This window comes from Hymenobacter swuensis DY53, from assembly GCF_000576555.1.
GTDB classification, from domain to species: Bacteria; Bacteroidota; Bacteroidia; order Cytophagales; family Hymenobacteraceae; genus Hymenobacter; species Hymenobacter swuensis.
This window is the reverse complement of record NZ_CP007145.1, coordinates 2,933,316-2,943,834: the sequence shown is the minus strand read 5'-3', so window position 1 is coordinate 2,943,834 and position 10,519 is coordinate 2,933,316. Positions and strand designations below refer to the sequence as shown.

Sequence of the window (10,519 nt, the reverse complement as noted above, 5' to 3'; positions counted from 1 at the left end):
TAATCTAACTTTAACCTGCCGGCTGCTGGCTGACTTTTAGGCTGCCACCGGCCCGCGAAACCGCCGCAGCGCCGCCTGAGCCAGCAGCACCAGCAGGCAGGGCAGCAGCACCCATTGCACCTCGCTGCGTAACACCCGGGCGGCCCAGGCACCCACAAACTTCTTCACCCCAATGGGCGACACGGCAATGGGCCGCAGCGGAAAGAAGTAGCGTTCCGTATCAAACGGGCTGAAAAACGCCACGCCCTCGCCGCCTGTGGTCATGGCATCGAGCACGCCGTGGGAGGCCGTGGCCAGCGCCAGTAATAGCAACAGTCGGCCCAGGGGCGGTGCCCCAACCGGCCTCCGCCAGGCCGTGAGCAGCGTCAGGCCCGAGGCCACCACGGCCGCCGCCAGCAACGAGTGCGACAGACCCCGGTGTCCCCATAGGCTGGCGTACGGCACGTGAAACTTAAAGCCGATAACGTCGGCGTCGGGCAGAAAGGCGCAGGCGGCGGCCAGCACCCAGTACGGCCAGTAGCGCCGCTCCGGCAGCAGCAGCTTACCCAGCGTAGCGCCCAACGCGCAGTGTCCAACGATTGAAGCCAAGAGGTGAAATGGTGAGAGGTGAAAATACAATCGAAACAGGCTGTATGTCGATTTCAGGCTTGTCAGTTAGAAGCCTACCAGCAAGGTATAGAGGATGAAAAGGGCAAAAAATGGTGCAAGTAGGATAAGCAAAAGCAGTCGGCGCTCTTTTCCCTCAGCAGTGGCCGCTCTATCAACAAAGTCCCGTTTGCCTACCCGTAACACAAAAGCCATAAAGCCGAGAAACAGCGCCAGCAGTACAAACCCACCTGCCCACAAGAGGCCGCTGATATCACCCAGTAGTAATAATGGACGATGTGGAAGCATACAGGAAAGTAGTATCCGAATTACAATCTGCCCAATAACTCGGCGGCTACCTGCGCTACGCCAATGGTGGCGGGTTCGGTGATGAAGTGCTGATTCGGGCGTGAGTTCACGGGTGGGCGGTGCGGGTCGATGATATAGATGGGCGTGCCGCGCCGCACGTAATCGACCAACCCGGCGGCCGGGTACACCTGCAGGGAAGTGCCCACTACCAGAAACACGTCGGCGGTGGCGGCTTCGTGGGCCGCAAGCTCCAGCAGGGGCACGGCCTCACCAAACCACACAATGTTGGGCCGTAGCTGGTGGCCTTTCTCGCAGAGCTGGCCCAGTTCAATCCGGTCCGAGTCCAGTAGGTACACCAGTTCCTCGTGGCGGGAGCTGCGAGCTTCCAATAGTTTGCCGTGCAGGTGAATCACGCGCGAGGAACCGGCCCGCTCGTGCAGATCGTCCACGTTCTGGGTCACAATGACCACCTCAAAATCCCGCTCCAACTCGGCCAGCGCGAGGTGGCCGGCATTGGGCTGGGCGGCGCGGGCGGCTCCGCGCCGCTGGTTATAAAACTCCAGCACCAAGGCCGGGTTGACGGCCCAGCCCTCGGGCGTGGCTACGTCCTCGATGCGGTGGTTTTCCCAGAGCCCGTCCGAGGCCCGGAAGGTGGCCAGCCCGCTTTCCGCCGAAATTCCGGCACCGGTCAGCGCTACCAGTTTCTTTTTCATACTGCGTAAATTCTTGACGGTATACGGTGCCTCGAAACTACTCAAACCGGCCCAGTTCCTCGCGCCGGAACGTCCACTCCGGAGTGCTTACCAGAGTAGCTGCCGGGTCGAGCAGAAACCAGGCCCCCAGGCTGGTATCGTCCCACACGTTGGTGAGTACGTGCATCTGCTGAGCGGGCATATAGCTCTGGGCCAGCAGCGCCAGCCGGCGGCCGGAGCCGGGCTGTACGGCCACATCCAGCACCAGTACCGCGTGGCCCGGCGAGCCGCCCCGGATGAGCACGTTGCCGGGTTGCACCTGAGCCAAGGGCATGGGCCGCAGCTCCTTACTGAGCGACAAGGTGCCGGCGTAGGTGAAAATCTGGTCGAGGTAACGGCGGAAGACGGCGTGCGTGGGCGCCTCAGCCGGGCGCGGAGTCGGCTGCACCGCATTGCCTGCTACCTTAAAGCCCGTGCCCGAATACCAGTCCTGGAACCGGATATCGTCGCCGCTGGTGAGGTGGAAATGCACTTGGTCGGGTTGCTGGCTGAACTGGTACTCGGCTCGCAAGCGGATAACGGCATCGGCGCACTGTTGCAGGTCGCGGGTGCCCACGTCGAGGTCTAGCACGGCGGCGTGCACGTCCTGCCGGTCTTTGGGCTGACCGTTGTAGAGCTGGACGCGCGTGCCCATCGGCAGCAACGGCAGGTGGCGCAGCCAGTGCCCGAACGAACCCGTTGTCACGGGTACGCGCTGGTAGCCCCGGGGCGGCGCAAACCGGGCGGCCACCGTCTGGCGCGGATTGTAGCGGCCGGCGGGCAGCCATTTGTAATCCGTAGCCCGGCCGGGCGTTTCAGCCGGCGCCTGGGGGGCGGGCGGGGCCGTAGCGGGCGTTTTAGTAGAATTGGAGTCGGCGGGAGAGCAGCTGAGCAGCGCGGCCGCCAGAGCCAGAACGGCGTGTTTCATAAAACGGATAATCAGAACCGGATAGAGCTGCAATAACGGAGTTTTCAGGCGGCGTATTTCACGCGGTTTGGCACAAAAAAAGCCTCCCCGGAACGGAGAGGCTTTTCTGATAATCACACCGGAGACTTGGCTCAAGGCCGCACTCGGCTATGTTACTTGGCCTTTGGGGCCGCTTTGGGCGCAGCTTTTTTAGCACCCGTGGTGCCGGTTGCTTTTTTTGCCGCCGGCTTTTTAGTGGCGGCTTTCTTAGCGGCTGGCTTCTTGGCCGGCGTATCGGCTTTTTCCGTCTTCTCGGCGGGCGCGGCCTTCTTGGCGAAACGGCCGCCTTTGGCCGGTTTGTCGGGCGTAGCGTCGGCCAGCTCCAGGCAGCGTTCCAGCGTGAGGTCGGCGGGCTCCTCGCCCTTCGGAATCTTCACGTTCTTCTTGCCAGCCACGATATAGGGTCCGAAACGACCGTTAAGCACCTGCACGTCGGGGTTTTCGGCAAACGACTTGATGAGGCGCTCCGCGTCGGTTTTGCGCTTGTTCTCAATCAGGTCCACGCCTTCCTGGGCCGTGATGGTGTGCGGGTCCTGCTCCTTGGTGAGGGAATAGAACTTGCTGTCGTGGCGGATGTAAGGGCCGAACCGACCCAGCGCGGCCGTCATGTCCTTGTCCTCGAACGAGCCCACGATGCGCGGCAGCTTAAACAGCTCCAGCGCCTCTTCCAGGGTGATATTCTCAATAAACTGGCCCTTGCGGAGGCTGGCGTACACGGCCTTCTCGCCCTCGGGCGCACCTTCCAGCGGCTCAATCTGCACGTACGGTCCGAAGCGGCCCAGACGGGCGGTTAGCTTCTGGCCGGTTTCGGGGTGCAGCCCAATTTCCCGGTTGCTGCCCAGCGTGTTGCGCTCAATGTTCTGGCCGCGCTCCACGGTTTCGTGAAAGGTGCCGTAGAAGCCGGCCAGCATGTCGGTCCACACTTCCTTGCCGTCGGCAATGCGGTCAAACTCGTCCTCCACCTTGGCCGTGAACTGGTAGTCCACAATCACCGGGAAGTGCTCCACCAGAAAGTCGTTGACCACCATGGCCGTATCCGTGGGGAACAGCTTGGCTTTATCGGCCCCGTAGGTTTCGGTTTTAACTTCGGTTTTCACCGCGTCGCCCTCCAGCGTGAGCACGTGGAACTTGCGCTCCTTGCCTTCGCGGGAGTCTTTTTCCACATAGCCGCGCTTCTGAATGGTGCTGATGGTAGGGGCGTAGGTGGAAGGCCGGCCAATACCCATTTCTTCCAGCTTTTTCACTAGCGAAGCTTCTGTGTAGCGGGCCGCCGGCGAGGCAAACCGCTCGGTGGCGCGCAATACTTGCAAAGGCAGCTCCTGGTCCACGCTCAACGGCGGCAGCCCCCGCGAAAACGACGATTCGGCGGCTTCGTCCTGTTCCTCCTCGTCTTTGCTTTCGGCGTAGGCTTTCAGGAAACCCTCAAAGGTGATAACCTCACCGGTGGCCGTGAGCGTGACGCCGGGCTGGGTGCTGATGCCGATGGTGGCCACCGTCCGCTCAATCACCGCGTCGGCCATCTGCGAGGCCATGGCCCGCTTCCGGATCAGGTCGTATAGTCGCTGCTCCTGCGAGTCGGAACCCGCTTTCAGCAAAGCAAAGTCGGTGGGGCGGATGGCTTCGTGGGCCTCCTGGGCCGAGGCCGACTTGGTTTTGTATACCCGGGTCTGAGCGTACTCGGGACCGTAGGCGCGGCTGATTTCCTCCTGGGCAGCGGCTAGCGCGTCCTGCGAGAGGTTTACCGAGTCGGTTCGCATGTAGGAAATCTTACCGGCTTCGTAGAGCTTCTGGGCCACGCTCATCGTCTGGGCCACCGAGAAGCCCAGCTTGCGCGAGGCCTCCTGCTGCAGCGTAGAAGTAGTAAACGGCGGCGCCGGGCTGCGCTTACCGGGCTTCTTCTCCAAGTTCTCGATGCGGTACGTTGCGCCCACGCAGCGGGCCAGAAACGCCTCGGCTTCCTCGCGGGTTTTGTAGCGGGTGGGCAGCTCGGCCTCCAGCACCGCGCCCCGGCCGGCATCGAAGCGGGCCACCACGCGGTAGGCGGAGGAGGTTTTGTGCTGGTTGATTTCCCGCTCGCGTTCAACCACCAAGCGCACGGCCACGCTCTGCACCCGGCCCGCTGAAAGACCGGCCTTTACCTTCTTCCACAGCACCGGACTCAGTTCGAAGCCCACCAACCGGTCGAGCACGCGGCGGGCCTGTTGGGCATTCACCAGGTTCAGGTCGATTTCCCGGGGATTATCAATGGCGGTGAGGATGGCGTTCTTGGTGATTTCACGGAACACGATGCGGCGCGTCTTGTCGCCGCCGGTCAGATTCAGGGTTTCGGCCAGGTGCCAGCTGATGGCTTCGCCCTCCCGGTCATCGTCACTCGCCAGCCATACCACTTCCGCCTCCTTAGCCAGCTTTTTCAACTGGCTGATCAGCTCGCGCTTATCGGCCGAAACGACGTAGGTGGGCTTGAACCCGTTGGCAACGTCAATGGCGTTGTTGTCCTTGGGCAGGTCGCGCACGTGGCCGAACGAAGACTTCACCACAAAGTCCTTGCCCAGGTAACCTTCGATGGTTTTGGCCTTGGCCGGGGATTCGACGATGACTAGATTTTTGACCATAGGGGTGGGATACACTGCGCTTGTTTCGATAGGAAACGGGCGGGGCAGTGCAAAAGTTGAATTTTGCCGCAAAGATGCTGGAATAATCCGGCCTTGTTGCGGGCGGCCCCAAATATCGGAAGCTGACTCCTTATATATACGAGTGGTTGGCCAACGCGGAGCAGCGGCAAGCCGTTCAGTTTCCGGAAGTTATTTCCGGTGTTCAAGTTTTTGGGGCTGATAGTGGCAAAGCGGGCTTATCTGCTACCTTTGTCTGTTCCGGAACCCTATCCCTGGAGGTTCCGTTTGTGCACCGCCTTCTTCCCCGCAGGCTCCGCCCCAAACCCAGTGTATGGCTTCAGCTAAGACGCCCAAAACCACCCTCCCGGCCTCGGCCGCTTCCGTTACTTCTGAGGTAGCCTCGGCTACACCCGCAACGGTTGCCGCCAAAGGCAACGCTACCCGGTCCAGCGGTAACCACACCCGCAAGAGTGGGACTACTACCAACGGCCGCTACGACACGCAGGATCCCGACTACATCAACGACCAGCTTAACCGGGTGCTCTACGCCCTCGACGCCTTCAAAAAGGGCGACGTATCGGTGCGGCTGACCAAGCAGAACGACGACATCTTCGCCGAAATTGCCGAAGCCTATAACTCCATGGTGGAGATGATTGGCGGGGTAGGCGGCGAGGTGTCGCGTATCTCGAAGGTGGCCGGGGTGGAGGGAAACTTGAAGGCCCGCGCCTCCGGGGAAAACGCCGCCGGCTTCTGGCGCGACATGATCAACAACATCAACGGGCTGGTGGACAGCATTGCCGTGCCGGTGTTGGAGGTAGGCAAGGTGCTCAAGAACATCAGCAAAGGCAATCTGGACGAAACCTTCCAGATTCCGGTGTCGGGCGACTTCAAGGTGATGGCCGAAACCATCAACAAGACCATCGATAACCTGAATCTGTTTGCCGGCGAAGTAACCCGCGTGGCCCAGGAAGTAGGTACCGAGGGTAAGCTCGGCGGCCAAGCCTCCGTGCCCAACGTGGGCGGCATCTGGAAAGACCTGACCGACAACGTAAACTACATGGCCTCGAACCTGACTTCTCAGGTACGAGACATTGCCAACGTGGCCACGGCCGTAGCCCGTGGCGACTTGTCGCAGAAAATCACCGTGGACGTGAAGGGGGAGCTGCTGCAGTTGAAGCAGAACCTGAACCAGATGGTGGACTCGCTGAACCTGTTTGCCGGCGAGGTAACCCGCGTGGCCCAGGAAGTAGGTACCGAAGGGAAACTGGGTGGTCAGGCCTCCGTGCCGAACGTGGGCGGCGTATGGAAGCAGTTGACCGACAACGTAAACACAATGGCCTCGAACCTGACTTTGCAGGTACGGGACATTGCCAACGTAGCCACCGCCGTAGCCAAAGGCGACCTGACCCAGAAAATCACCGTGGACGTGAAGGGGGAGCTGCTGCAGTTGAAGCAGAACCTGAACCAGATGGTGGACTCGCTGAACCTGTTTGCCGGCGAGGTAACCCGCGTGGCCCAGGAAGTAGGTACCGAAGGCCGCCTTGGCGGCCAGGCCATCGTGCCGAATGTGGCCGGCGTGTGGAAGGAACTGACGGACAACGTAAACTACATGGCCTCGAACCTGACGCTGCAGGTACGGGACATTGCCAACGTAGCCACCGCCGTAGCTAAGGGCGACTTGTCGCAGAAAATCACCGTGGACGTGAAGGGGGAGCTGCTGCAGTTGAAGCAGAACCTGAACCAGATGGTGGATTCGCTGAACCTGTTTGCCGGCGAGGTAACCCGCGTGGCATTGGAAGTAGGCACCGAGGGTAAGCTCGGTGGTCAGGCCTCCGTGCCGAACGTGGCCGGGGTATGGAAAGACCTGACGGACAATGTAAACTACATGGCCTCCAACCTGACGAGTCAGGTGCGGGACATTGCCAACGTGGCCACCGCCGTAGCCCGCGGCGACCTGAGCCAGAAGATGACCGTGGATGTGAAGGGCGAAATCCTGGAGCTGAAGAACATCCTCAATCAGATGGTGGACTCGCTCAACATCTTCGGCGACGAAGTAACCCGTGTAGCCCGCGAAGTAGGTACCGAAGGCCGCCTCGGCGGCCAGGCCTCCGTGCCCCGCGTCGGCGGCACCTGGAAGGAGCTGACCGACAACGTAAACACGATGGCCTCCAACCTGACGAGTCAGGTGCGCGACATTGCCAACGTAGCCACGGCCGTAGCCAAAGGCGACCTAACCCAGAAGATGACAGTGGATGTAAAAGGCGAGATTCTCGACCTGAAGAACATCCTCAATCAGATGGTGGACTCGCTCAACATCTTTGCCGGCGAGGTAACCCGCGTGGCCCGCGAAGTAGGTACCGAAGGTATTCTCGGTGGTCAGGCCAACGTGCCCAGCGTATCGGGTACGTGGAAGGACCTGACTGACAACGTAAACACGATGGCCTCGAACCTGACCTCGCAGGTACGGGATATTGCCAACGTAGCTACGGCCGTAGCCCGCGGCGACCTAAGCCAGAAGGTGACAGTGAACGTACGCGGCGAGCTGCTCCAGCTCAAGGAAAACCTCAACCAGATGGTGGACTCGCTGAACACGTTCGGCGACGAAGTAACCCGCGTGGCCCGCGAAGTAGGCACCGAAGGTCGCCTCGGCGGCCAGGCCGTGGTTCCCAACGTGCGCGGCACCTGGAAGGACCTCACCGACAACGTAAACTTCATGGCCGCCTCGCTCACCAGTCAGGTGCGCGACATTGCCAACGTAACCTCTGCAGTAGCCCGCGGCGACCTGAGCCAGAAAGTATCCGTTGATGTAAAAGGCGAACTGCTCGACCTGAAGGACAACATCAACCAGATGGTGGACTCGCTCAACGTGTTTGCCGGCGAAGTAACCCGCGTGGCCCAGGAAGTAGGTACTGAAGGCCGCCTTGGCGGCCAGGCCAACGTGCCTAACGTGTCGGGTGTGTGGAAAGACCTTACCGACAACGTAAATACGATGGCCGCCAACCTCACCACCCAGGTGCGGGGCATTGTGAAGGTAGTAACCGCCGTTTCGCAGGGTGACCTGACCCAGAAGCTGACCCTCGATGCCAAGGGCGAGGTGGCTGAGCTGGCCGAAACCATCAACCGCATGGTGGACGACCTGAACCGCCTCGCGGTGGAAGTTAGCCGCGTAGCTAAGGTGGCCGGGGTAGAAGGCAAGCTAACCGAGCGCGCCACGGTAACCGACGTGTCAGGCTCGTGGAAGGAGCTGGTGGATACGCTTAACGCCCTCATCGAATCCATTGCCTCGCCGGTACTGGAAGTGAGCCGCGTGGTACGGGCCATTTCGGAAGGCGACCTGCAGCAGCAGGTGGAAATCGAAACCACCGGTGACATTCGCGCTATGGCCGATGCCTTGAACATTGCCGTGGATAACCTCAACGAACTGCTGGGCGAAATCAATGAGTCGTCGCAGATTGTGGGCGAATCATCGGAGGAAATGGTGGTGAAAGGGCAGGAGATGAGCCGGGTTACTGTTGACGTGGCTTTGGCTATGCAGCAGATGGCCGAAGGTGCCCAGAACCAGGCCCTCAAGACTGACCAGGCCTTCAAGCTGATCGAAGAAATCATGCAGGCCACCAAGGAAACAGCCGGGAAGGCCGATGTCGGCATTAAAGCGGCCATCCTAGGTGAGCAAACCTCTCAGCTGGGTCTGAAAACAGTGGCCGAAGTGGTGAAGAACATGGAGGAAATCAGCAACGCTGCTGCCCAGACTTCCAAAACCATTGAGGTACTGAGCACGCGGTCCGGGGAGATCAGCAAGTCGCTGGGCGTGATTACCGACATTGCTTCCCAGACCAACCTGCTGGCCCTGAACGCTGCTATCGAAGCAGCCCGCGCCGGGGAAGCTGGTCGAGGTTTCGCGGTAGTAGCCGAGGAAATCCGCAAGCTGGCCGAAGGCTCCCGCAAGTCGGCCAGTGAAATTGCCACACTGGTGGAAGATGTACGGAAGGATACTACCTCCGCTGCATCGGCAATCAGCACCATGGAAGGCCGGGTACTGAAAGGCAAGAATGCCACCTTCGAGGCCAGCTCGGCCTTTAAGAACATTGCCACCAGCTCGGGCGAAACCCTGCGCACTTCCCGCGACATTCTCACGGCCACCGAGGTGCAGAAAACCTCCATCGGCGACGTGGTGAAATACGTGGAAGAAGTGGTAGCCATTGCCGAGCAAACGGCCTCGGGCACCCAGCAGGTAGCCAGCACCGCCAAGCAGCTCTCTTCGAGCATGCAGGAGTTGACGACCAGCAGCCAGAAGCTCACCGACATTGCCGACGATCTGCAGCTGGGTCTTTCGGCCTTCCAGCTGATGGAAGATCTGGAGCCAGAACCTGAGCCGGAACCCGAGCCAATCCGTCGACGGCCCCTAACCCGCCGGGCCACTACGCAGCCGGTAGCGACTCCGACTGCCCCGGTCACTTCGGCCCGCTCCGCCCGTCGGCAGCCAGCCGCGCCGGCCGTTACCGAAGTATCGGCGGCACCTCGCCGCGCCGGTGCCCGGCGTATATCGGCCGCTCCGGTAACTGAAGTTCCTGCTGAAACTACTGCTCCAGCACGGAAGGGCGGTTCTCGCCGGACGGCTAAAAAGACTGATCCAGTGCAGGCGTCGGCCGAAACCCCGGCTCCTAAGGCGCGAGCCCCGAAGCGCAAAGCCAAATAAGTTTTCATTTCCCCGACCAGCTACGCAGCCACCCGGCCGCGTAGCTGGTTGCTATTCCCTCAGGCATGCCTGAATCTGAAAAAAGCGCCAAACAGGACCCCATCATTCAGCTGATTGTATTTCGGCTGGGCGAGGAGGAGTACGGTATCCGCATCGAGCAGGTGAAGGAGGTGACCATCACCCCGGAAATTGCCCGCATGCCCAAAACGCCGCCCTTCGTAAAAGGAATTGCTAACCTGCGCGGTGACATTATTGCGGTGATTGATCTGGAGGAGCGGTTCCGACTGCGGGCCGCCGGGCAGGAAATGCCGGCCGTTTCGTACACCATGGCCATTGAGGCCAAGGAGTACACCATCGGCATCATGGTGCGCGAGGTGCCCCAGCCGCTGTCCATTGCGCAGTCTATCATCGAAAAGGCCCCGGAGTTCATCCAGGACATCAACATTCACGACAAATACATTGAGGGGATTGCCAAAATCGACAGCCGCATTATTGTGGTGCTCGATATGCTTAAGCTGCTCACCCCGTCCGAAATCATGCAGTTACAGCCCAAAGGGGAATCTTCCCCCGCCGGGAGCCGTACACAAGCATAGCCTTACTGGACTGTTCAGCTTATTTC

General features: G+C 60.6%; 7 protein-coding genes. 2 read left to right on the top strand and 5 right to left on the bottom strand.

Annotated features, from left to right (window positions below; all coding sequences use genetic code 11):
- Positions 1-36 precede the first annotated feature (36 nt).
- The 5 genes from HSW_RS14075 to topA form a co-directional block, all read right to left on the bottom strand.
- On the bottom strand, positions 37-588 hold the full coding sequence (locus tag HSW_RS14075) for a metal-dependent hydrolase (RefSeq protein WP_044002454.1): 552 nt from the start codon (positions 586-588) through the stop codon (positions 37-39).
- A gap of 66 nt (positions 589-654) precedes the next feature.
- On the bottom strand, positions 655-894 hold the full coding sequence (locus tag HSW_RS14070) for a hypothetical protein (RefSeq protein WP_155832983.1): 240 nt from the start codon (positions 892-894) through the stop codon (positions 655-657).
- A gap of 20 nt (positions 895-914) precedes the next feature.
- Positions 915-1,607, bottom strand: a complete 693-nt coding sequence (locus HSW_RS14065; protein ID WP_044002452.1) for an SIR2 family NAD-dependent protein deacylase — start codon at positions 1,605-1,607, stop codon at positions 915-917.
- Between the two features lie 37 nt (positions 1,608-1,644).
- Positions 1,645-2,553 carry a DUF4846 domain-containing protein gene (locus tag HSW_RS14060; protein ID WP_052346444.1) on the bottom strand — a complete coding sequence of 303 codons (909 nt, stop codon included), beginning with the start codon at positions 2,551-2,553 and terminating at the stop codon, positions 1,645-1,647.
- A gap of 152 nt (positions 2,554-2,705) precedes the next feature.
- Positions 2,706-5,204, bottom strand: coding sequence for a type I DNA topoisomerase (gene topA / locus HSW_RS14055; protein ID WP_044002451.1), 2,499 nt, complete (start codon positions 5,202-5,204; stop codon positions 2,706-2,708).
- A 331-nt stretch (positions 5,205-5,535) separates the two neighbouring features.
- On the opposite strand from topA, the gene HSW_RS14050 reads away from it, so the two are divergent.
- Both HSW_RS14050 and HSW_RS14045 read left to right on the top strand, forming a co-directional pair.
- Entirely contained in the window at positions 5,536-9,900 is a 4,365-nt protein-coding gene (locus HSW_RS14050) for a HAMP domain-containing protein (RefSeq protein WP_231501292.1), read from the top strand.
- A 65-nt stretch (positions 9,901-9,965) separates the two neighbouring features.
- A complete protein-coding gene (locus tag HSW_RS14045; RefSeq protein ID WP_044002450.1) occupies positions 9,966-10,493 on the top strand; it encodes a chemotaxis protein CheW in 528 nt (175 codons plus the stop codon).
- Positions 10,494-10,519 lie beyond the last annotated feature (26 nt).